21 protein-coding genes are annotated in these 20,456 nt (G+C 53.6%); 14 read left to right on the top strand and 7 right to left on the bottom strand.

Features of this window, described 5'->3' with window-relative positions; genetic code table 11:
- Positions 1-27 precede the first annotated feature (27 nt).
- The 6 genes from AC6I1V_RS14610 (at position 28) to AC6I1V_RS14585 (ending at position 4,739) form a co-directional block, all read left to right on the top strand.
- Entirely contained in the window at positions 28-609 is a 582-nt protein-coding gene (locus AC6I1V_RS14610) for a flavodoxin (RefSeq protein WP_497737130.1), read from the top strand.
- A gap of 9 nt (positions 610-618) precedes the next feature.
- Complete coding sequence (locus AC6I1V_RS14605) at positions 619-1,608, top strand: DUF6282 family protein (RefSeq protein WP_497737129.1); 990 nt, start codon at positions 619-621, stop codon at positions 1,606-1,608.
- A 28-nt stretch (positions 1,609-1,636) separates the two neighbouring features.
- Complete coding sequence (locus tag AC6I1V_RS14600; protein WP_497737128.1) at positions 1,637-2,398, top strand: glucose 1-dehydrogenase; 762 nt, start codon at positions 1,637-1,639, stop codon at positions 2,396-2,398.
- A gap of 117 nt (positions 2,399-2,515) precedes the next feature.
- Positions 2,516-3,691 (top strand): aldo/keto reductase, encoded by a 1,176-nt coding sequence (locus AC6I1V_RS14595; RefSeq protein ID WP_497737127.1) that lies wholly within the window; start codon positions 2,516-2,518, stop codon positions 3,689-3,691.
- Positions 3,692-4,022: 331 nt separating this feature from the next.
- Positions 4,023-4,403 (top strand): helix-turn-helix transcriptional regulator, encoded by a 381-nt coding sequence (locus tag AC6I1V_RS14590; RefSeq protein ID WP_497737126.1) that lies wholly within the window; start codon positions 4,023-4,025, stop codon positions 4,401-4,403.
- A gap of 30 nt (positions 4,404-4,433) precedes the next feature.
- Positions 4,434-4,739: a helix-turn-helix transcriptional regulator gene (locus AC6I1V_RS14585; protein ID WP_497737125.1), complete on the top strand. Its 306-nt coding sequence runs from the start codon at positions 4,434-4,436 to the stop codon at positions 4,737-4,739.
- An 8-nt stretch (positions 4,740-4,747) separates the two neighbouring features.
- Here the strand turns inward: AC6I1V_RS14585 and AC6I1V_RS14580 are convergent, their stop codons facing one another.
- The gene (locus AC6I1V_RS14580) at positions 4,748-5,146 is read right to left on the bottom strand and encodes a tyrosine-type recombinase/integrase (RefSeq protein WP_497737124.1); all 399 of its coding nucleotides are present in this window, start codon (positions 5,144-5,146) and stop codon (positions 4,748-4,750) included.
- A 411-nt stretch (positions 5,147-5,557) separates the two neighbouring features.
- On the opposite strand from AC6I1V_RS14580, the gene AC6I1V_RS14575 reads away from it, so the two are divergent.
- Positions 5,558-6,049: a cupin domain-containing protein gene (locus tag AC6I1V_RS14575; RefSeq protein WP_308771365.1), complete on the top strand. Its 492-nt coding sequence runs from the start codon at positions 5,558-5,560 to the stop codon at positions 6,047-6,049.
- A 29-nt stretch (positions 6,050-6,078) separates the two neighbouring features.
- A complete protein-coding gene (locus AC6I1V_RS14570) occupies positions 6,079-6,513 on the top strand; it encodes a 2-thiouracil desulfurase family protein (RefSeq protein ID WP_497737123.1) in 435 nt (144 codons plus the stop codon).
- A gap of 975 nt (positions 6,514-7,488) precedes the next feature.
- On the opposite strand, the gene AC6I1V_RS14565 is transcribed toward AC6I1V_RS14570, so the two are convergent.
- The 6 genes from AC6I1V_RS14565 to AC6I1V_RS14540 all read right to left on the bottom strand — a co-directional run bounded on the left by AC6I1V_RS14565 (position 7,489) and on the right by AC6I1V_RS14540 (position 13,178).
- Positions 7,489-8,343 carry an amidohydrolase family protein gene (locus tag AC6I1V_RS14565; RefSeq protein WP_479858455.1) on the bottom strand — a complete coding sequence of 285 codons (855 nt, stop codon included), beginning with the start codon at positions 8,341-8,343 and terminating at the stop codon, positions 7,489-7,491.
- A gap of 148 nt (positions 8,344-8,491) precedes the next feature.
- The gene (locus tag AC6I1V_RS14560) at positions 8,492-9,967 is read right to left on the bottom strand and encodes an SLC13 family permease (RefSeq protein WP_486854295.1); all 1,476 of its coding nucleotides are present in this window, start codon (positions 9,965-9,967) and stop codon (positions 8,492-8,494) included.
- Positions 9,968-10,041: 74 nt separating this feature from the next.
- On the bottom strand, positions 10,042-10,983 hold the full coding sequence (locus AC6I1V_RS14555) for a LysR family transcriptional regulator (RefSeq protein WP_482332995.1): 942 nt from the start codon (positions 10,981-10,983) through the stop codon (positions 10,042-10,044).
- Between the two features lie 37 nt (positions 10,984-11,020).
- On the bottom strand, positions 11,021-11,851 hold the full coding sequence (locus AC6I1V_RS14550) for an amidohydrolase family protein (RefSeq protein ID WP_486854294.1): 831 nt from the start codon (positions 11,849-11,851) through the stop codon (positions 11,021-11,023).
- A gap of 860 nt (positions 11,852-12,711) precedes the next feature.
- Positions 12,712-12,978 carry a hypothetical protein gene (locus tag AC6I1V_RS14545; protein ID WP_486854293.1) on the bottom strand — a complete coding sequence of 89 codons (267 nt, stop codon included), beginning with the start codon at positions 12,976-12,978 and terminating at the stop codon, positions 12,712-12,714.
- A gap of 26 nt (positions 12,979-13,004) precedes the next feature.
- Entirely contained in the window at positions 13,005-13,178 is a 174-nt protein-coding gene (locus tag AC6I1V_RS14540; RefSeq protein ID WP_486854292.1) for a hypothetical protein, read from the bottom strand.
- Between the two features lie 218 nt (positions 13,179-13,396).
- Here AC6I1V_RS14540 and cas3 point away from each other — a divergent pair, with 218 nt between their 5' ends.
- The 6 genes from cas3 to cas5e are packed head-to-tail and all read left to right on the top strand — an operon-like array spanning position 13,397 to position 20,433.
- Positions 13,397-15,955: a CRISPR-associated helicase Cas3' gene (gene cas3 / locus AC6I1V_RS14535; RefSeq protein ID WP_486854291.1), complete on the top strand. Its 2,559-nt coding sequence runs from the start codon at positions 13,397-13,399 to the stop codon at positions 15,953-15,955.
- Between the two features lie 11 nt (positions 15,956-15,966).
- Positions 15,967-17,478 carry a type I-E CRISPR-associated protein Cse1/CasA gene (casA, locus tag AC6I1V_RS14530; RefSeq protein WP_486854290.1) on the top strand — a complete coding sequence of 504 codons (1,512 nt, stop codon included), beginning with the start codon at positions 15,967-15,969 and terminating at the stop codon, positions 17,476-17,478.
- A gap of 11 nt (positions 17,479-17,489) precedes the next feature.
- Positions 17,490-18,035 (top strand): type I-E CRISPR-associated protein Cse2/CasB, encoded by a 546-nt coding sequence (gene casB, locus AC6I1V_RS14525; protein WP_486854289.1) that lies wholly within the window; start codon positions 17,490-17,492, stop codon positions 18,033-18,035.
- On the top strand, positions 18,032-18,640 hold the full coding sequence (cas6e, locus tag AC6I1V_RS14520) for a type I-E CRISPR-associated protein Cas6/Cse3/CasE (RefSeq protein ID WP_486854288.1): 609 nt from the start codon (positions 18,032-18,034) through the stop codon (positions 18,638-18,640). The genes casB and cas6e overlap by 4 nt, the downstream gene beginning before the upstream one ends.
- A gap of 21 nt (positions 18,641-18,661) precedes the next feature.
- The gene (gene cas7e, locus AC6I1V_RS14515) at positions 18,662-19,738 is read left to right on the top strand and encodes a type I-E CRISPR-associated protein Cas7/Cse4/CasC (protein ID WP_479858467.1); all 1,077 of its coding nucleotides are present in this window, start codon (positions 18,662-18,664) and stop codon (positions 19,736-19,738) included.
- On the top strand, positions 19,735-20,433 hold the full coding sequence (gene cas5e / locus AC6I1V_RS14510) for a type I-E CRISPR-associated protein Cas5/CasD (RefSeq protein WP_486854287.1): 699 nt from the start codon (positions 19,735-19,737) through the stop codon (positions 20,431-20,433). Before cas7e ends, cas5e begins: the two co-directional genes overlap by 4 nt.
- The last annotated feature ends 23 nt before the right edge of the window (positions 20,434-20,456 follow it).

The following is a 20,456-nucleotide window of genomic DNA, read 5'->3' as shown; positions in this document are numbered from 1 at the left end:
AACAGAGAAACACAACAGGTGGATAACATGATAAAGAGAACACATTTGTTATTTTTTGTGTTTTTTATTGTCTCAATGCTATTTATAAATGGATTTTCAATTTGTAAATATGCATTTGCTGACAATGGAGGTAAAAGTATGATTATTTATTTTACATGGTCAGGTAACAGTGAAGTTATTGCTAAAAAAATTCAAGATAAAACAGGTGGTGATATTTTAAAACTTGAACCTGTGAATCCTTATCCTAATGACTATCACTCCTGTGTCGAAGAATGGATTCAAGAGCGGGACAGTGGTGCGGATAGAGAATTGAAAACTGTACTTCCAAACCTCTCACGTTATGACATCATTTATCTTTGCTATCCCATTTGGAGCGGAACCATCCCTACGCCGGTAAAGACAATGCTGAAGTATAACGATTTTTCGGGAAAACTCATTATGCCAGTAGCAAGCCACGGCGGAGGAGGCGCGGGTAGAAGTGCAACAGATATAGCCCGGCTACTACCCCAAGCGCGCGTGGGTGAATTGCTTTCCGTGCGCGGTTCCGGCGGCAGCTCTTTGTCAGACACTCTTGATAGATGGATACACCAAAACGGACAAAATCGGTAAGGTAAGACCATGATAAAATCATCCATGACACGAAGGAAATTTGTCAAGGCTGCTGGAGTAGCAGGAGGGATGGCATTGCTTTCAAGAGTTATGGGTAATTTTGACGCTCATGCCGCTAACGCAACTAGAGTAAAAACAGATCCCATACTCAAAGATGTCTGTGACCTCCACATCCACGCAGATCCAGACTCAACTCCCCGCTTGTTAAGCGAACTCGATTTAGCTCGACAAGCAAAAGATGCTGGATACAAGTCGGTAATGTTCAAGTCAATTGATTTTAGCTGCCATGACCGTGCATATCTTGTTCAACAAATTATACCCAACTTTTCTTGTTTTGGCAGTCTTACATTGAATAAAGTTCACGGTGATACAATAAATGTTCTTGCCGTACAAAAAGCAGTTGAAACAACAGGTTCACTTTGCCGCTGCATCTGGATGCCAACAACAAACGCATCCTATCAACATCGTTTTCTAAAGCTAAAAGATAAGGGAATTCCTGTATTGGATGATTTCGGTAAGGTATTGCCGGAGGTTATCCGTGTCATGGAGATTTGTGCGGAGGCAAATATCATTTTTGCCACGGGCCATTCTTCACCAGAGGAAAGTATCGTTATGGCACGGAAAGCTAAGGAAGTTGGGGTAAAAAAATTTGTTGTGACACATGCCAATACTAATTGGTGGAAAATGACCCATGACCAAATCAAAACCATTGTAGAGCTTGGTGGCTTTCTTGAATACAGTTATATCACGAATCTCTGGGGGCCAGGTACTGCCATTCCTAACTTTGCGAGAATGAGTGATATGGAATTTATCAAATTTGTAACTGTTGTCCCTGAGCGTAGCTTTATCACTACCGATTTAGGCCAAGTGAACATGCCAAATCCTCTGGATGGAATGCGGCAATGTATACAAGCAATGCAGCATGCCGGAATTAGCCAACATCTCATTGATATTCTTGTACGAAAAAATCCAGCACGGTTAGTGGGACTCTCCGTGTAGGAAACAAATTCCAAGCAAGGATGGCAATATGGATAAGATATTTGCAGGAAAAGTCGTTTTGGTCACAGGGGCTGCTATGGGTATGGGCCTTGCTGCTGCCGAGGCTTTCACACGGGCGGGAGCCGCTGTGGTTCTTGCCGACATCAACGTCGATACCGCCAAACGGGAGTCTGACCGACTTAATGCTGCCGGATACCGCACGGTGGCTATACGTTGCGATGTTGCCGAGGAAAGCCAGGTTGCCTCCATGATTGATGAAACCATACAGACGTTCGGTAAAATCGACGCTGCATTCAACAATGCCGGAATTCAAATTCCTCTGACAGGTGTGGCAGACCTGACGAGCATCGAATATGACCGGATTATGAGCATCAATCTACGCGGCGTCTGGCTATGCATGAAATACGAGTTACTACAGATGCGTAAGCAAGGGAGCGGGGTCATTGTCAACAACTCATCCATAGGCGGATTGGTCGGCATTCCTGGCGGTGCGGCCTATCAAGCCACGAAACACGGCGTTATCGGGCTGACGAAAAGCGCCGCATTGGAATATGCCGCACAGAATATCCGCATCAATGCAATCTGCCCCGGCACGATTGATACTCCGATGGTTCAGAATATGTTTGCATCCGGTGAACTCTCGCATGAGGACCTGGCGCGATTGCAGCCTATAGGGAGGCTTGGCAGAGCGGCGGAAGTTGCGGATGTCGTGCTCTGGCTTTGCAGCCCAAACTCAAGCTTCATAGTTGGACAGGCTATCCCTGTTGATGGTGGATACACTGTCCAGTAATTCCCATGCGTTCAGTTGCCCAGGTTCAAAACAAGTCAAAGCTCGTCCGTCAAGGGAAACTTTTTCTCAATTTTTCTGTAGCCAATCTGTGAAAAACTTACTGACATGGAGGATGACATGAGCTCAGGCATTACCCGAAATGACAACAAGTTGCGTTCATTGAATCGTCGAAACTTCCTCTTTGCTGCGGCACTGACCGGGGCTGGCGCAACGCTAAGCACACTCCCCCTGGTCGCAAAAGCGGCAGAAGTTCAGGATAAGCCGCAGCCCCATAACAAAGGAGAAGGAGGGCCGATGCTGACCACCAAACGAATACTCGGCTCCGGAAACCATCAACTGGAAGTTTCCGCATTATCCTATGGTTGTATGGGAATACACTCAGGACGTGGCCCTGCTCCGGAGCGTCCCGCCATGCTGAGGCTTATTCGCCAAGCCGTAGAACGCGGAGTCACCTTTTTGGATACGGCTGAAGGCTATGGGCCTTTTATCAATGAAGAACTGTTGGGAGAAGCCGTTGCTCCTTTTCGTAAGGAAGTGGTTATCAGCACTAAATTCAGCGGAGATTTCAGCACCGGCCGTATGGTGCGCGATAACAGTCCCAGTAGAATCCAACGTGCTTGTGAGGCATCGCTGAAGCGTCTGAAAACTGACGTGATAGATATTTATTACATGCATCGGATGGACAAAAAGACGCCTATTGAAGATGTTGCCGGAGCTGTGGGCGATTTAATCAGGCAGGGAAAGGTTCGTCATTTTGGTTTGAGTGAAGTTGCCGCCAACACCATCCGCAAAGCCCATGCAATCACCCCTGTTACAGCCATTCAGAGTGATTATTCGTTAATGTTCAGAAAACCGGAAACTGAAGTCTTCCCAACAATCCAGGAGTTGGGCATCGGTTACGTCGCTTACAGCCCTATAGGACGAGGCTTTCTCGGTGGTGGCCTGACAGAATATACCAGGTTTGATCCTAAAAATGACATTCGTGGTGCATGGCCGCGCTTTACTCCTGAAGCCTTGCGAGCAAACACTCGCTTCCTTGAAGTTCTCAATGAGTTTGGCAAAACTCGCGGCATGACATCCGCCCAGATCGCCATTGCATGGATACTTGCCAAGTATCCCTTTGTTGTACCTCTCTTTGGAACAACAAAACTTTCACATCTTGAAGAAGATATACGGAGTGCAGATTTCAGTCTCAGTGCAGCGGATATTAGAGAACTTGAGGAAAAGACAGGAGAAGTACCGATTATTGGAGAACGCTATGATACAGCCAATCAGAGTAGTGCTGAATACTAACATGGGAATACTTCTATATACAAAAAATTGTTTAGCTGGAGGCTGATTGATACATATAATTGTTAAATAATATTATAAAAAGTGCTCTACAATAAATATCAAACAAAAGATTTTCTGTTAGAAATTCATTTATGGCGCGATTACGATTTGTGTAATCGCGCCATATTTTATGAATGGCACACCGTACCTATCAATTCCCAAATCTCATTTCCTATCAAAAGGCCACTGCTCACGGATTTTACTCCATGCTACCAGCGATAAACAGATTTTTTGTCTGTTGGGATCAATACCACATGGAGGAATTTCATGCGCAGACTTAACAAAACTGAATGTGAAATTGTTGCCCTTCTTGCGCGAGGAAACCGCCCCAAAAGATATTGGAAAAATATTACATATTTCGTATGGAACTATAAGATGGTATCTTGCCAACCTTAGAAAAGCGTACGCTGTGCATAGCACACGCGAACTCTTGCTCATGGTTCAATTACCGTATGAATCAACTACGATTCAAAAAATGAAGCTCTCACCACGAGGCAGACAGATATTGGAACTTTTCATGCACGGTATGACTTATAAGCAAATTGCTAAACAACTGAGTATCAGCCGTAGCGGTGTTCGCAGGCATCTGGAAAAAATGCTCTGGCAAAACGAGTGTAAATCAATGCTGGAGCTTATCGCGAGATATAAATCGGAGCTTGCACAAGCAACTTAATAGTAGAGCGGCTTGAAAAGGACATGCTTTATGGATTTACAAGGACACACCATTATACTCTCCACTCCCGAAGAACTGCTCCCCCTCATAACCGAGGCTGTCCGTGCCGCAGGGTGTGGACAATCAGCTAGTATCTCTGATAATTCTCATAAAAGATTGCTTGCGCCCAAAGATGTGGAAAAAGAGTTTGGAATCCATCAAAAAACTCTCGCATACTGGCGGCAAGAAAGTGTTGGCCCGGCATATACAAGTTTTGGCAGGCGCGTCTTCTATGAACGCGCCGTTCTGGAAGAGTATATTGCCTCTGGACGTATCCAAACTTCGGAATCAAAATGATGGATTTCTCAGGCCGCCAGCATATCCCCTATAATCGAGAGCTTTTCGTTTTCCTGCCCTGGGAAAAGATGAGCGTATCTCATCGTCATGGTGATGTTCTTATGACGCATGAGCTTTTGCAGCTCCATGAGCGTGACCTTGCCGGACTGAGCCAGCCAGGATGCGAAGGTATGTCTCATCGTATGCAGGGTAACAGCGTACAGACTATCACCGTCCTTCGGGGCCAGATTGAGTTTTCTGACGGCAGTCTGGAAGCAGGCGGGCGTCTTGGTGAATGCTGTTTTCTTGCGGGGTTGCTGGAAGATGGGTTCCGCAGGTTTGCGTTTGTACGTCTGGAGCATCCTGACCATGTCCTCCGGCACTCGGACGAAAACCCGCTTGCCTCCTTTCTGAAGGATATACCACATCCTGTCCGCGCAACTTGAAAATTTCCGTGGGCCGGAGACCGATTCGCAGGGAAAGTAGGGCCATGTCATACAACTGCAGATGCCGCTTTTCAAGGTCGTCCAGAAGGACTTTCTCAAAAGGCTCTATCATGATTTATGTTTGGTTTATCTCCACAGCATGGTGAAAATAATACAGACCTTTTCTCCAATTTTTCCGCTGATGGGCTCCATAATTGAGCATTTTATTGGTTATTCCTATCTCAAGAAAGAAAGCATCAACCGTTTCCCATGACGCAGCCTCTCGAAACAGGTACCATTTCAGGCCCAATACGCTCCGGGATATGCGGTTGCCTTTCGGATCGGGTATGGCGTACACAGGGCCCAGAGCATCATGATGCCCCGCCCTTCAAACCACAGGCCAAGGAAGAAAAGATGACCCCCCAGAAGCTGGCAGATCATTTCGGCATGTCCCCGCATCCTGAAGGCGGTTTTTTTACCGAGACGTACCGCAGCCAAGGATCGATCCCTGCCGATGCCCTGCCCGGTTTTGGAGGGGCGCGGAACTTCTCCACGGGCATCTTGTTCCTCCTGCGCCGGGGGGAATATTCCCATCTGCATCGGCTGAAACAGGACGAGATGTGGCATTTTTATCTCGGCGCCCCCCTGCGGCTGGCGATAATCAGGCCGGATGGGGCGGCGGAAGAAATCCTTTTGGGGCAGGATGTCCTCAACGGGCAGTACCTCCAATACACCGTTCCGGGCGGCTGCTGGTTCGGCGCAACCCCGGCGGAAGGTTCCGATTTCGCATTGGTGGGCTGTACCGTGGCTCCGGGATTTGATTTTGCGGATTTTGAAATGGCCGATCCCGACGTTTTGGGGCGGGCATTCCCCCACGCCGCCGGGCTGATACGCGAATTCTGCTAGAATAATAGAGCATTAGGATGGAGCCGAGCATGGCTAAACAGTATGTGGTCAGCGCGTGCCTCGCGGGGGAACCCTGCCGGTATGACGGCGGCTGCTCTCCCTGCCCGGCGGTGCAAAGGCTGATCCGCGCGGGGCAGGCCCTGCCGGTATGCCCGGAAACCCTCGGAGGGCTTCCCACGCCTCGCGTCCCCTCGGAAATCAGGGGCGGGTGCGTCGTCGCCAAGGACGGAACGGACGTAACCGACGCCTTTACCCGTGGGGCGGAGGAAGCCTTGCGGCTGGCACAGGAAAACGGCTGTACGGCGGCGATCCTCAAAGCGCGGTCGCCTTCCTGCGGCTCCGGGGAAATCTACGACGGCACCTTTACCGGAACCCGCGTGCCCGGCGAAGGCGTCTTTGCCCGTATGGCCCGTGAGGCGGGGCTTGAAATCTGGAACGAAGAAACGTTCACCGAAGGGAAATAGCTTTTGGCTGTGTCCTAGAAAATGGTTGATGCTTTTTTCCTTGAAGTCCCGAAGAAATAACCGGAAAAATGCCTTGGCTATGGATTCCGCTAAAGGGGAAACCTTGAGAAAAAATCTTTATTTTCACAATGTTGTGAAAATAAAACAACCGTATACCCTGACAGAGCCTAGCTTTTATGCTCAATACATTTTTTATGGCTGTGTCCTAGGCCATATCGTTCTTTGAGATATAACTATTTTAAATTATTAAAATAATATTTTGCAGATTAAAAATAGTTTAATAATTTAAATATATTATATTTAATTGACGACACGACCTAGAAAATAGTTGATGCCTTTTTCCTTGAAGTTCCAAAGGAATAACCAGAAAAATGACTCAGCCATGAATCCGCTAAGGGGGAAACTGGAAAAAAAGCTGCATTTTCACCGTGCTGTGGGGATGAAACAACCGCATACGATGACAGAACCACGGAAAACCTTCTCAGGCATGGAGCCTCCGAAAAAAACAGAAAGGGGCTATCCGTTGGGTTTGAACACGTTGATGATGTTAGCATGTGGAGAAGACAACTCATGATTTCCTAAGTCGTATCGTTAATTATATATAATATATTGAAATTATTAAATTATTTTTAAGCTACAAAATCATTTCAATAGTTTCAAACAATTATATGTCAAACGATGACACGACCTAGAGCAAATGAACTTTAAGAAGTTACAATTTGAAAGTTTAAGATACGCCCGCTCCGGCATTGAACAGCGCAACTACATACTACTTATGCCTTCGCAGCGGCCGCCTGCTTCCCGTAGTCGGAAAAGAGCATTTTCCAACGTGAAAACGCTCTAGCCATAACAGACCGGCTGGAATTCCACTATAAAATTCCAGCCGGCCTGTTTTGCATTGAGCTGCCCAAGGATTTTTACCTACGGGGAGTTCTCTCAGGCCGTATTCAAAGGGGTGATGACGGCTTTTTTTGTCTATTCGGAAGGCGCTTCGACGCCGAGCACATCCGCCGCATTCTGGTACATGACCTTGGGCAGCACCTCCGGCCTCAGGCCCCAGTTTCGATAGTAGTCGACAGCTTGCTGCATGGATACACAGGGATAGGCAGTCCCAAACAGGAATTTTTCGGGAATGAAATAGTTCGCGGCAGCAAGGTAGTCTCTGTTTCCCGGCACGTTCATCGTGTACAGATCCGGCGCGAGATACACATTTTCCCGGTTGAATGCCACATGGCAGATTTCGGTTACGAAGGGCCAGCCACCGTGGGCGATGACCAGCTTGAGGCTTGGGAAATCCAAGGCCAGCCGATCGATGATGAAGGGGCTGTTGTACGTCAGATCTGGGGCGACATACCCCCCGAAGGACAGGAATACGGGGATGCCGTGCTGCTGGCACAATTCGTAGATCGGGTAAATCCGCTGATCATTGGCATAGAGCGGCGTGGAACAGAAGCCCGGCTCCAACAGGATGCCCCGGCAGGCCCCCTTGAGGGCGAAATGTTCCGTTTCCCGCAGGGCTTCCTCACCATCAAGAGGATCGATACCCGCAATCCCGATAAACCTGCCGGGATAGGCCGCGTCCAGCCGGGCAAGATCGTTGTTGTCCATACCTGTGGACTTTCGGATCAGCACGGCTCCAAGCGTGATCCCTGCCGCGTCCATTTCCTCTATGAACAGGCTCATGGACCGTTGCCGCGCGGATTCGCCGACAGACATCCCAAACCGCGGCGCGAAGGCTTCGGGCTCAAACAATTCCCGTCCGGGATTGTTGAACATCCCGTCCCGTATACTTCCGAATGGCGGACGGGTGCGAACGTCAAGTATCTTCATGGTAAAGCTCCTTTTGCGGCGTCCGCCGCTCCATATGCTAGGCGTGCCGTCATTTTACATATAACAAATTGAAATTATTCAAAATAACCTTTTTATAACTTAAGTGGTTAAATAATTTCAATATATCATATCAAATTGACGCCACAACCTAGAGGCGGAAACCGTAGACCATTGCGATTATGGGGAACCCAAACAGGAACAGAACGATCAGCCCGGCAAGCACCGCGCTGAAGCCCGCCTTGAACGAAGTACGCACACCGATCCAGTCCACGTTTGAAAACAGGACCGCCGCCACGGTGGATGCTGCCGGGGTCGCATAGGCGCAGGCCGCGGCGATGATCACGAGCACGGTGAGCGCCACTGGGTTCAGGCCGAGGGACTGGCTGACCTGCCATGCGATAGGCACGGCGATGAGAACCAAGCTCACGTTATGGGTGAACTGGGTGAGCAGGTTGATGACGATGGAGAACAACACAAGGAAAACGATGACGTTGGCGTCTTTGAAGTAGGTGTTCATGACTTCGCCGAGCCACGCGGTGATGCCCGCCGCGTCGCTGCTCACCGCCGCCGAAACCGGCAGGGCCGCCGCGGTGATCCAGAACACATGCCAGTGGATGCCGTCGCGGGCGCACTCATCGAAATCAAGGAGCGGCCTGCCTTCCAGCCGCATTACGCAAAGGGCGATGAGCACAACGGCAATCGCGGCGAGGAAGTTGAACTGTCCGAGGATGCCAAGGACGTTGGGGCCGCCCATCATCAGGTTGGGGAGGAGCATCAGCCCCATGAACACGATCAGCGCGGCCCCGGCGATCTTCTGGGCGGGATTCAGCTTCAGATCGCTGCGCATGGATTCCAGATAGGCTTCGGACAGATTGCGGAGCTTGCCCACATCCGGCTTGAACACATACTTCATGACAAGGAAGTAGGCCACAATAAAAAGGATACACAGCGGGATAGTGGTCGCCATGAACGTCAGATAGTCCACGGTGTGCTGTCCGCCGGACGAAGCCTCCAACGCTCCGATGGCCAGAATGCACACGTTCCCCCAAGGCTTGCAGCCGAACGAGAGGATGGCCGATATGGCGACCCCCGCCAGCAGGTAGGCCGGATAGCGATCCCCCTTCTTATAGCCGATTTCATCGAACACACTGTACATCAGGTTCCATACGAGAAACACGACCGCGTTTCCGTCCACGAGGAAGCTCACCACGAAGGTTCCCAGCAGAACCATAAAGGTGAAGCACCACGGCTTCCCCGCCAGCCCTTTCCGGCTTAGAAACCAGCAGGACAATTTCTTGTTGATGCCGCTCTTCTCGCAATATGCGGTGAACACGAGCACCAGCAGCATGAAGATGACCAGATGGTTGCTGAAGGCGCTGGCGAAGGCGGCCTGCGGGGTCTTAAAGTAGCCGCACAAGCCAAGGGCAAAGATGCTCATCATGCTGGGCCACACGAAGCCGATAAAGGTCCAGCCGTAGAGCAGGCCAATGAAAATGCCCACAATGGTCATGCCGAACGGGGTCAGTGCGTGGAACGGCAGGTATCCGAAACAGAAGGTGAGCAGAAAGTAGACGAACGTATGTATCCAGTAGACGGCGCGTTTACGGCTGTCGACAGTTTCCACGAGAATCTCCTTATAGGCGTGAATGCCGAATGGTTCGCATTGGAAATGCAGGACGAAGCGGCCCTGTGCTCACGTTAGGATGCCGAGGATGGCAGGAGCCGGATCAGTTCCCGGACGATGCCGCTCGGCTCCCCAGCGAGCAGATAGCCCGTGACCGCCACGATGCGTTCCTTGACCTTGATGAGTGAAAGGCCGTCCAGATAGCTCTGGCGGGGGCCTTCCCCTTCAAGGAAGATGTCATGGAGGAACCCGACGCCCATGCCGTTGGCGATGGCGTGGTTCCAGAGGCTCACCGAGCCCGCGGAAAGCACGATGTCCGGCGTTCCATAACGGTTCAACAGATAATGCAGGGGGGTGGCGTTCCCTTCGTCCGAGGCTCCCAGCACGATGGGGTATTGCAGCAAGGTCTTGAGCGAGAGCTCCCGGCTCGCGGCGAGCGGGGATTTCCTGCTTACGCAAGCGTGATAGCTGCCCTCGGCCAGAGGATGGAACGAAACCCCGGAGGCGGGGATGAAGCCGGGGCACAGCGAGCCTCCGTCTTCATCCGCATACGGCACATTGATCAGGCCGATGCGGTGGACGCCCTTCTCCTGCGGCTCCCTCAGGCGGGCACAAATGCCCGTTGGGGATTGCTCCAGAATCACGACCTTGATCTGCGGGCACTTCTCGCAGAGCCGTTTGATGACGCCCGGCAGCAGCGAGATGTAGAAGATCGAGTTCACATAGATTTGCAGCGTCCCCATCAGTTCCGGGGCCGTCCCCCCTCCACGCAAATCGCGCAACAGCGCATGGTATTTCGGGACTATTTCCGCAGCGTAGGCCAATACCCTTTCCCCGTCCGGCGTGAGCGTGCAGCCCTGCCTGGTCCGGTTCAACAGCCGTGTATCCAGTTCCTTTTCCATTGTCTTGATGGTGGAGCTGAGTGCCTGCTGTGTCATATGCAAGCGCTTACTGGCCGTATTCAGGGACTTCTGTTGCGATATTTCGAGCAGGCAGATCAGTTGTTCGATTCGCATGGCCGTTTTTTCCACATGATGGGTTACCGTTGAGGCGCTACAGTCCGAGAAACCGCTTTGCGTTCTCTTCCATAATATAGGGCAGGAAGCGCGGATCGATGCCGCAGTTCCTGTAATGCCGTGCGGCATCCCGGATGGAAATGATCGGAGCGGCGGAGGCAAAGAGAATCCGGTCATAGAGAATGCCGTTCGCCGCCGCGATGAAATCCCCGCTTCCCGGAGCGTTTATCATGTACATATCCGGGGCCAGATAGACGTTTCGCCTGTTGAAGGCGATCTGGCAGATCTCGGTGACGTAGGGCCAACCGCCGTGGCACAGGGCAATGTTCATATCCGGGAAGGCGGCGGCTACGCGATCAAGTTCAAGCGGGGCGTAATAGCCAAGCCCCGGCGTGAAGATGCCGCCAAAGGTCATGGCTACGGGAATCCCTTCCCGGCTGCACCGTTCGTAAATCGGGAAGACCCTTTCATCATCCACATGCCAGCGCTCAGGATCGAATGCGGGTTCCAGCGCGATGCCACGACAGGGCCCGTCGGCAACGTACCTGCCGATTTCCTCCAGCGCGGCCTCAACCCCCATCAAAGGGGCGATGCCCGCCAATCCAACGAACCGCTCAGGATGGCGTTCCAGCAGGTGGACGAGATCCTCGTTGTCTCCGCCGCAACCTTTACGGATCGGAACGACAGCCTGTTCCACGCCAGCCTCATCCATCTCTTCGAGCAGCGATTCCAGGGAAAAGGTTCTGGCACATTGTGATATTTGTGTCCCAAAGCGGGCCGAACGCTGCTCAACATCTTGGAAATTGGTGTAAAACTCCGCCGTCCGGTAACTCTCGATAGGCGGCCTGACACGAAAATCAATACTCATGGCTATACCTCCAGCGAACGGAAGAAAAAAGGGGAATTTATCCTTAGTTATTGAAAAACGGAGACAGCATCCGCCGGCAGGAGCGCCCCGTTTTGCGGCAGGATATTCCCGCCCGCATTCGTTCGCTTTTGAACAATCTTATAGCCAAGAAAAAAATACTGTCTAACAGTTCTTTTTGCACCATGCCGCATATGTTACAAAAATTCATTGTAACAGATGCGGCTGCCTTTGGATAAGGCTTTAGCATAGAAAATGGCTGATGCTTTTTCCCTTGAACTTCCAAAGGAATAACCAGCCAAATGCCCCAGCTATGGATTCCGAAGGGGAAAGCGGGAGAAAAGCGCTGTATGTTCACCGCGCGTTGGGCCGTGTCGTCAATTAGATATAGTCTATTGGAACTATTTAACTATTTTTTCAAGCCACAAAAATTATTTTACATAATTTCAAATAGTTATATGTAAAAAATAATGACACGGCCTAGAAATGAAACAACCGCATACTGTGACAGAGCCTTGGATAAAAGAAAAGGCTGTGTCCTAGAAAATGGTTGATCCCTTTTTCCTTGACGTTCCAAGGGAATAACCAACAAAAGGCCAGCTATGAAGTCCGCCGAGGGGAAAAATTGATAATAGTCTGTATTTTCACTGTATTGCGTTGATAAAAAAACAACCACGTACTATAAAGAGCCAAAGAAAATCCGCTGTAATGCGGTCGGATTGGCACTGCACCGGGGTATATTCTATGGGAGTGGCGCGGGAGGGTTAGGTTGCGTCGTCATTTACATATAACTGTTTTAAATTATTCAAAACAATCTTTTGTGGCTTAAAAATAATTAAACAATTTCAACAGATTGCGTCTAATCAACGACACAACCTAGAAAACTGTGGCCACGCCAGTCGTGCGGAACATGGCAAGGGCCCCCTCCTGTACGGTATCCCCACTTCGGCGCGTACTTGACGCTGAGGATCAGGGTACAAAGCCACGTTCACGGGCGGGGCGAAGGGAAAGCCCTCCTTCTGTTCAATGAACGGATCGGGGCGCGGTTCCGCAGGCTTGACGGTGGGGATGGGCCTGCTCCCTTCGCGGGCCTTGGCTTCCGCCACATACACCTGCCCGATGATGCCCACGGCATCCTCCCCGGAAATGTCCGGCGTCAGGCAGGCCGCAAACGTCGACAGAAGAAGTGCGGAACCGTACCGTTCCGCCTGAGCCTTGCCGTGGCCTCCACCAGCGCCATGCGGTCGGCTTTGGCCTGTTCCGTCCGGCGGTTTTCTTCGTACCCCCGCCTGTCTGCGGCGATGACCCGTTTGATATCCTCAGGGCTCAATGTTTTCTTTTCCCCACCTTCGTGGGGGTGTTCCTCCCTCTCTATTTATGGGCAGACACGTTTTTCTGCCAACTGGCAGAGGCTGTTTACGGCATATGCACAATCAATTCATGATATTAACCATTCTTGAATATTCATCTAAAAGAAGCTATCATCAAACTGCTATAGAAAATCTTTTGATGGCATCCTTCGACATCCCAAAGGATTGAGGACAAAAGATGCTGCGCTCTCGTCCAACCACCAAGGACTTTACAGCCTTACCTCTCACAGAGTGCCTTGCCAAAACGTATCGCGATCCACATGGAGCAACAGCCGCGGGCCGCACGGTGCTTGACCATGCCCTTATTACGGGGGCGGTTGCGGCACTCCTCTTGGAGCAGCTGCCAAAATGCACATTGCCGTTTTATCCAGAAGGGACGGATCGTATCGTTTCCGCCCATGATGTAGGCAAAGTGTGCCCCACGTTTCAGCATAAAATCCATCAGGCTGCCGGTTCCCTGAGCTCCTTCCCTGAACTGAAGGACTCCGACCCATCATTAGAGCAGGACTGGGGAGGGCACGCCGCCATCAGTTACTCCGCACTCAAAGCAGTACAGGGCGATCCGTTTATCCCTCAAATTGTGGGCCGGCATCATGGCGTGCCCCCTAAAAAAAATTACCCTGCTTCGTGCACCAACTACGGCGGCGAGGCATGGCAAAAGCGGCGTGAAGAACTGCTCGCCCTCATTGCGGGGGAACGGGGCTGGCCTGAGATATCGTCAAAGACACAGGCATTGCTCCTGATGGGCCTGACCACGGTTGCGGACTGGATTGGCTCCGGGGAACTGTTCGACGAGCCGCAAAAGGACTGGGCTCCGCTTGTGCGGAAGGCTGTAGACCACGCGGGTTTCCTTCCCCTCTCCCTGCAAACGGGGCTTTCTTTTGAAGCGCTTTTCGGCTTTTCACCGAGAGAGGTGCAGCAGGCTTTCATTGATCAGGTTTCCGGGCCGGGCGTCTATATCCTTGAGGCCCCAATGGGGATGGGCAAAACCGAAGCGGCGTTGTATGCGGCCTATCGGATGTTGGAACAGGGCAAGGCCGGAGGGATTTACTTCGCGCTCCCCACGCAGTTGACCTCCAACAAAATCCATGACCGCGTCAACGCGTTCCTGTCCCGCATTCTCCTTCAGGACAGCCCCCAAGCGCCCCTCCTCCTGCATGGAAAGGCATGGCTCAAGACATTCTCCGAACAAGAAATGGGCGAGGACGCCGCTCCGGGCAAGCCGTGGTTCCAATCAGGCAAGCGCGGGCTTCTCGCCCCCTTCGCCGTAGGCACTATCGATCAGGCGCTCATGGCGGTGATCCGTGTCCGGCATTCGGCGGTACGGGCCTTTGGGCTTGCGGGAAAGGTCGTCATCATTGATGAAATCCATTCCTATGACACCTATACGGGGACGATCGTCGATAAACTGGTCACCCTGCTCCGGGACTTGCATTGTACGGTCATCATCCTGAGCGCGACGTTGACGCAGGGCCGCAGGGCCGCATTCCTCGGCACCCACCAGCCTGTCCGCACCGATTACCCTCTGATTACGGCGGTTGACTCCCAGTCGGATCGGTTCGCTGAAGTTCCCGGCATAAATGAAAATGCCTCGAAACAAGAAAGAACCGTCACGCTTCACTGCGGCAAGGCGCAGGGTGAGGCCATAGAAGAATCCCTCTTACGTGCGGAAGGCGGGCAACAGGTTCTCTGGATCGAAAACACGGTTGCCGAAGCCCAGGCCGTATACAAGGAGCTGGCCGCCCGTGCCTCAGGCATGGATGTTGAAATCGGCCTGCTGCATTCCCGGTTCACGCCCGCCGACCGGGAACGGAACGAATCGCTGTGGACATCCCTGTATGGCGCGAAGTCGGAAGCGCGGGGGGAAAAAGGGCGTATCCTCGTCGGGACGCAGGTGCTGGAACAGTCGCTGGACATCGACGCCGATTTTTTGGTTACGCGCCTCTGCCCTACCGACATGCTGTTCCAGCGCATCGGGCGCTTATGGCGGCATGACGAGGGGCCGGGCCAGGTGCGGCGCCCTGCGGATGCCTGCCGCGAAGCTTGGATACTCGCTCCCGATCTGGAAAAAGCCCTGCAAAATCCGATGAAGGCCTTCGGCAGCACGGGATACGTCTACAGTCCATATGTCCTGTGCCGCACGCTTGAACAGTGGTCGCAACGCCACAGCGTTCGATTGCCCGACGACATCCGGCCAATGCTTGAGGCCACCTATGCGGACAGGGACGAGACGGGATCCCCTTTGGCGCTTGCACTGCGGAAGCTGGAGGAAGACAAACTGAGGCTGCGGAATCACGCCTACGACAGTACGTCGCAATGGGGCAATACCGTTTCGGAAGAGGCGGTTGCTACCCGGTCGATGCAGCGGCCCGAAACCGACGTCCTGCTTCTCCGCAGCCGAGGCATAAGCGGGGGGCAATGCCTGCTTGCCGACGGCTCGGAAGTGGCATTCCCGGTACGGATACCTGAATGGGGCGAACGGGCCCGGATTGCTTCCCGGCTGACGGCAAACATTGTCCGCGTGCCTGAAAGCTGGTTGGAAAAGGCCCGCAAGCCATCCGCCGACCTCTTGAACAGGCTGTCGCCCTACCTGTATGTTTCGCCCAAGGATGGAGGGCGGCCCTCCCTGTACATCGCCGTGCTCAGGGCCGACGGCACGCTTGAGGACGGGGTTGGGAACGATTTCGGCGGGAGTTACACCCCGGAATGGGGCTACGAACAAACGACGTCTTGCTGAAAGGGGGGAATGTGACGGAAAACAGATACAACCTGCTCGACGAGGCATGGATTCCCATTGCCGACATGGGCAAGGCGGGGCTTCTGCGCGTGTTCGGCGGCAGGGAGTGCCGGGCACTGGGCGGGACGGCCGTGCAAAAGATTGCGGTGCTGAAACTGCTCATCGCCATTGCCCAGGCAGCGGCCACGCCGCAGGATACGCAAGAATGGGCCGCAATGGGGCCGGATGGCCTCGGCGAACGGTGTACCCTGTATCTCGAACAATGGCGTGATGCCTTCTGGCTGTACGGCGACAAACCGTTCCTCCAGATGCCCGCCTGCTCCAGGGCCGAACTCAAGCCCTACGGGACAGCCATGCCGCAGGTCGCCTCAGGCAACACCACGCTGCTTACGCACCTGCAACTGGAACCGATCATGTCCGACGCCTCCCGCGCGTTGCTGCTCGTGGAACAGATGGGTTTTGGCCTCGGCGGGAAGAAGACGGACAACAGCGTTGTCCTCAGCAAGGGATACGCGAAAGGCAAGAGCGCAAAGCCCGGCCCTTCCGTATGCCATATGGGTTTGCTCCATTCGTTCCTTCTGGGGGATTCCATTCTTGAAACCGTCTGGCTGAACCTCCTCACGCGAGACATCATAGCCGACACTAGGCAATGGGAAGAAGGGATCGGGACGGCTCCGTGGGAAAAAATGCCTGAAGGCGAGGATTGCCCCACCGCACGGGCTTTGAAGGCCAGCCTCATGGGTCGGCTTGTCCCGCTCTCCCGCTTCTGCCTGCTGCGGGAAGACGGCCTCCACTACACCGAAGGCATCGTCCACCCCGACTATCAGGAACGGATGGTTGATCCTTCCGCAGCAGCCGACAAAGCGAAAGCCAAGGTCAAAATGTTGTGGGTAAACCCCGAAAAAAAGCCTTGGCGCCAACTTACGGCCCTGTTGTCTTTTTTGGAATCGGAACATGACAGCGGTTTTGAGTGCCTGAACCTGAAACAAGGCATCCAGCGCCTGGGCGACGGCCATGTCAAACAGTTCGGAATCTGGAGCGGCGGGCTCAAAGTCAGCAGCAACGCCGGAGAACAATACGTATCCGGGGGCGACGACTGCATTGAATCCGAAACATGGCTGGAGGCCCAATTGTTCTCCGGCAGTGATGACTGGTTTATCCTCTTCAAAAAACAAATGGGGCAGCTGGAAAGAATGGGTACCGCCGTCTATGGGGCCACACGGGGGTATTTTTCGGACTTGAAAGTACAGGGCGATGCCCATGCCGCCGAAGCGTCCGGCCTGTTCTGGCAACTGGTCGAACCCACATTCCAAGAACTGATCCAAGCCTGTTACGGCGACGGCAAAGAACGGCTTGCCAAGCTTAAAGAACGGCTTGCCAAGCTTATGGGGACGTATGCCGTTTTCGCCGGTACTGCCTTTGACGAATCCTGCCCGCACGGGACGGCGCGCCAGTTTGAAGCATGGGCCCGCCACCGGCCCGGTTTCGGGATGTTTTCACAGAAAACCCAATCCTCATCGTGAAGAGAGCTGTTATGGCTGAAACAAAGGAAAACTCCCTGAGCAAAGCGTTTGTCCGCTTTGTGCTCGACCGGGCGAGCGCCGCCCCTAAAATCAAGGATACGGGGTTTGTCGCCCGGATGAAACGGGCCGACAATCCCGATCTGGAATATCAGGTATGGAACATTTTACTGGGATTCAACATAGATATTGAATTCGCCGCGCGGCGCCTGCCTTTCTGCCTTATCGGAGCCGCCTTGTGCCGAAGGCAGCCGGAAAAGGACGGCATATTCGGCCTCGGCGCGTCGCTGAGGAGTTGCTTCGGCGATGACGAAGCTCAGGGAAGCATACGTTTGCGCCGCCTCCTCGCCTGCCAAACGACCGAGGAGGCATGCCGTATCCTGCGCCCGATGCTTTCCCTCATCACGGCGAAGGCTGCGAAACCGCTCTGCTTCGCCACGCTGCTGGAGGAACTCCTGTATTTTGAAAGCAATGGGCAAGAGCGCATCAAAATGCGCTGGGCCCGTGATTTCTATAGCCTTCCCAATGAACCGAAGGCTGCCGAAGGAGACGCGTCATGATGTTCGCCAGCCGCTACAGGCTGTCGCCGCATGACGCCAAAGCCCTGCGGATTAGCGATACCTACTCTCTGCACAGGGTCGTTTACGGGCTTTTTGACGATGTGCGCGGGGGCGATCGGGAAAAAGGCAGCGGTATCCTGTTCGCCGATATGGGCGGGGACAAATACGGGAGGCATCTCCTTATCCTGTCCGATCGGCAGCCCCGTGAGCCCGAATACGGGGAGTTCGTCAGAACCGAGCCAATCCCTGAAGCCTTTTTCGGTTTTTCCGCCTACCGCTTTGAAATCGTCATCAATCCCGTAAAACGGGACAGCCGAAGCAAAAAACGTATGCCCCTGCGCAGCCGCGAAGAGGTCGCACGCTGGTTTCTGGAAAAAGCCTCCGCATGGGGTTTTGAGGTACAGGAATCCTCTTTTCAGGTCGCGGAGATCAATGCTGATGTTTTTTGGAAGGGGGAACAGAAAGTCACCCTGGGAAAAGCGCGGGTGACGGGAACCCTTACCGTTGTTGATAAAGAGCGTTTCACTCAAAGCGTCTGCCGGGGCATCGGCCACGGCAAAGCCTTTGGTTGCGGATTGCTTCAGGTCGCCCCCATCGTCTTTTAACCAGCAGCTCAAGGAATGAAGATGAATACACTCAAAGGAACCCATGTTGAATTCCATATCCTCCAGTCTTTTCCTGTTTCCTGCCTGAACCGGGACGACGTGGGCGCCCCCAAGAGCGCGATGATCGGCGGGGTATCCCGTGCCCGCGTCAGCTCCCAGTGCTGGAAGCGTCATGTGCGGCTGGCCCTTCAGGATCTCGGCGTCAAGATCGGCGTGCGCACGAAACAGGTTGCCGGGATGCTCGCGGAAGCCTGTGAAACCAAGGGGGCCACACCGGAGCAGGCAAAGGCGTTCGGTGAGGCCTGCGCCCCTCTGCTGGCTGAAGATACCCTGTATTTCTTCTCGAAAAATGAGGCGGAAGCCATCGCTGAATTCGCCGCGGCACAGGCCTTTGAACCTGAGTCCGCCGCCGTCAAAAAATCGGGAAAGACCGTATTGTCCCCGGAGTTGAGAAAGGCTCATAAAGCCCATTTCAATCCCGCCGTCGACGGGCTCGACATCGCCCTGTTCGGGCGCATGGTGGCGCAGGCCCCCGATCTCAACGTCCACGCCGCCGCCTCGTTTGCCCACGCCGTCTCCACACACCGCGTCGACAACGAAATCGAATTTTTCACGGCACTTGACGATCTCAAATCCGATGATGAAACGGGGTCCGCCCATATGGGAAGCCTTGAATACAACTCGGCCACCTATTACCGCTATATCAACCTCGATCTCGGCCAGCTCGCGGATTCGCTTGGCAATACGGGATTGGCCGATGCTGTGTCGGCCTTCATCAAGGCCTTGTACATCGCCGTCCCCTCCGCCCGGCAGACCACGCAAACCGGCATGCGCCCGTGGGACTATGCCCGCATCTATATCCGCAGGGGGCAAGGCATGCAGGCCAGCTTTGACGAGCCGGTGAGGGCAAAGGGGCAGGGGTTCCTCAAGCCGAGCATTGAGGCCCTTGAACTCCAACTCGCCAAGCAGGAGAAGCTGGCCGGCTCGCTGTTCGGCAAGGCCGCCGAATTCACGTTCGGCAAGGACGACTCCGTCAGCATCGACGATCTCGTCAACGGCGTGGCGGCGTTCGTGCGCCCGTATGAGGCGCAGGCATGACCGCCCTGCTCCTCTGGCTGGAGGCCCCCCTTCAGTCTTGGGGGGTCGATTCCCGCTTCGGAAGGCGCGATACGCTTCCCTTTCCTTCCCGCTCCGGCGTGCTCGGGCTCGTCTGCTGCGCTACGGGGCGCAGCGGCGAACAGGAAGCGTGGCTTGCCGAGATGAAGGCATACACGCAGACCGTAGTGGCGTATTCACGGCTCGAAAACGGCAAACCGGACATACAGCCCCTCCTCCGCGATTTCCAGATGGTGGGCAGCGGCTATGACGCTTCGGATCCGTGGCAGGATCTGCTCATCCCCAAGAAAACGGACGGGAAACGTCCGGTCGGTGCGGGAACGAAAATGACCTACCGTTATTACCTTCAGGATATGGCGTTCGCCTGCGCCCTGGATGTCCCGGAAGCGTATGCGGATGAAATCATCGCCGGGCTGCAAAATCCCGTATGGCCCATATGCCTTGGGCGCAAAAGCTGCGTGCCCACGGACATCGTTTACCGTGGCCGTTTCGGCTCGCAGGAAGAAGCATTGGCAGCCGCCGGGGAAATAGCGCAGGCCAAAAGGCGCGCGGAACGCTTCCGTGTGGCCCACGGGCGTGTTGAGGGCGGGGATGTGCTGACGCTGAATGACATCCCCATCGCCTTCGGCCTGCGCAAGCGGTATGAAGACAGGCAAGTGACGATTCTGGAACAATGAAAAAGTGCCGCCGGAAGCAGTTC

It is taken from the genome of Bilophila sp. T19-St14, assembly GCF_059728385.1.
This window is presented reverse-complemented; position numbering and strand designations above follow the sequence as displayed.

Bases quoted from the DNA above. Each gene is read 5' to 3' on its own strand.
- AC6I1V_RS14570 (WP_497737123.1), top strand. From the start codon at position 6,079: ATGGCTAAACAGTATGTGGTCAGCGCGTGCCTCGCGGGGGAACCCTGC.
- AC6I1V_RS14555 (WP_482332995.1), bottom strand. From the start codon at position 10,983: ATGCGAATCGAACAACTGATCTGCCTGCTCGAAATATCGCAACAGAAG.
- AC6I1V_RS14610 (WP_497737130.1), top strand. From the start codon at position 28: ATGATAAAGAGAACACATTTGTTATTTTTTGTGTTTTTTATTGTCTCA.
- casB (WP_486854289.1), top strand. From the start codon at position 17,490: ATGGCTGAAACAAAGGAAAACTCCCTGAGCAAAGCGTTTGTCCGCTTT.
- cas7e (WP_479858467.1), top strand. From the start codon at position 18,662: ATGAATACACTCAAAGGAACCCATGTTGAATTCCATATCCTCCAGTCT.
- AC6I1V_RS14550 (WP_486854294.1), bottom strand. From the start codon at position 11,851: ATGAGTATTGATTTTCGTGTCAGGCCGCCTATCGAGAGTTACCGGACG.
- AC6I1V_RS14595 (WP_497737127.1), top strand. From the start codon at position 2,516: ATGAGCTCAGGCATTACCCGAAATGACAACAAGTTGCGTTCATTGAAT.
- AC6I1V_RS14600 (WP_497737128.1), top strand. From the start codon at position 1,637: ATGGATAAGATATTTGCAGGAAAAGTCGTTTTGGTCACAGGGGCTGCT.
- AC6I1V_RS14585 (WP_497737125.1), top strand. From the start codon at position 4,434: ATGGATTTACAAGGACACACCATTATACTCTCCACTCCCGAAGAACTG.
- cas6e (WP_486854288.1), top strand. From the start codon at position 18,032: ATGATGTTCGCCAGCCGCTACAGGCTGTCGCCGCATGACGCCAAAGCC.
- AC6I1V_RS14580 (WP_497737124.1), bottom strand. From the start codon at position 5,146: ATGTGGTATATCCTTCAGAAAGGAGGCAAGCGGGTTTTCGTCCGAGTG.
- cas3 (WP_486854291.1), top strand. From the start codon at position 13,397: ATGCTGCGCTCTCGTCCAACCACCAAGGACTTTACAGCCTTACCTCTC.
- AC6I1V_RS14605 (WP_497737129.1), top strand. From the start codon at position 619: ATGATAAAATCATCCATGACACGAAGGAAATTTGTCAAGGCTGCTGGA.
- AC6I1V_RS14565 (WP_479858455.1), bottom strand. From the start codon at position 8,343: ATGAAGATACTTGACGTTCGCACCCGTCCGCCATTCGGAAGTATACGG.
- AC6I1V_RS14575 (WP_308771365.1), top strand. From the start codon at position 5,558: ATGACCCCCCAGAAGCTGGCAGATCATTTCGGCATGTCCCCGCATCCT.
- cas5e (WP_486854287.1), top strand. From the start codon at position 19,735: ATGACCGCCCTGCTCCTCTGGCTGGAGGCCCCCCTTCAGTCTTGGGGG.